This window comes from Streptomyces sp. 150FB (assembly GCF_000818195.1).
In the GTDB taxonomy this organism is placed as follows: domain Bacteria; phylum Actinomycetota; class Actinomycetes; order Streptomycetales; family Streptomycetaceae; genus Streptomyces.
Map to the genome: position 1 here is coordinate 5,775,551 of NZ_JTHL01000001.1, position 1,086 is coordinate 5,776,636.

Below are 1,086 nucleotides of genomic sequence, written 5' to 3' on the forward strand. Positions count from 1 at the left end.
CCCCCGCCCTCGCTGCCCCCACCCCCGCTGCCCCCGCTCTCCACACCCCCGCCGGAGTGCCACAGCACCGCTTCCTTCACATCCCCGCCGTCCGAGATCCACTCGGCCTCGAAGTCGTCGGGCACCAGCTCGTGCGGGATGCCCGGCGCGATCTTGATCGCGCCCCGGCCCGCCGCCCGTACCGCCTCGATCGCCCAGGACAGCGGGGGCGAGTACCCCTCGGGTCGGAAGATCCTGCCTCGCCCGCCGCGCCGCGCGGGGTCGATGAAGAGCGCCCCGGCGTCGTCCAGGCCGTAGCTGAGCACGTCGGCGCGCGTCACCGTCGGGGCCGGCGCGTCCGGCGCCAGCGCCAGGAGGTTCGTACGGGCGATCTCGCAGGTCAGCGGATCGATGTCGACGGCCCGTACGGCGAAGCCCGCGCGGGCCAGCTCGATCGCGTCCCCGCCGATGCCGCAGCAGAGGTCGGTGACGCGGCCCCCGGGTGCGGCGAGTGTGCGGAAGCGGGCGGCGCGGTGGGCGGCGACCGTGGAGCGGGTGGCCTGCTCGACGCCGTTCGGGGTGAAGTACATGCGGTACGCGTCCCGTTCCCCGAACTTCGCCACCGCCCGCTGCCGCAGCCGCGCCTGGGCCAGCGCCATGGAGACCAGCTCGGCCGGGTGGTCGCGGCGCAGCCGGGTGGCGAGGGCCAGCTCCTCGGCCGGGTCGTGGTCGCGCAGTTCGGCCAGCAGCGCCTGTCCCTCGGCGGAGAGCAGCGGTTCCAGAAGCGGCGAAGGCAGCGGCTGCGATGGCGGCGGCTGCGAAGGCAGTTGCCGCGGGGGTACGGGCTGGGAGGGGGCGCGGTCGGTCACCCGGCCCATTGTGGGCCAGCCGGGCGACGGTGTGCGTACAGGTGGCGGTCTCGGCAGGACGAGGTGCGGAGTGCGCTGGCAAGATCCTGCACCATGCAGCTAGTGCGACAAAAGGAACAAATGATGACGAAGGTCAGAGTGGCCAGAGCCACGCTGGCCGCACTCCTCGTGGCCGCCGTCGGCTGCGGATGCGCGGCGGGATCCGGCGGCGCCGGGGTCGCGCGGGGCTCCGCCGAGC

Annotated in this window: 1 pseudogene; it reads right to left on the bottom strand. The window is 74.6% G+C overall.

Annotated features, from left to right (window positions below):
• A pseudogene (locus tag QR77_RS47505) lies at window positions 1–857 on the bottom strand (SAM-dependent methyltransferase); the annotation flags it as partial.
• Window positions 858–1,086 lie beyond the last annotated feature (229 nt).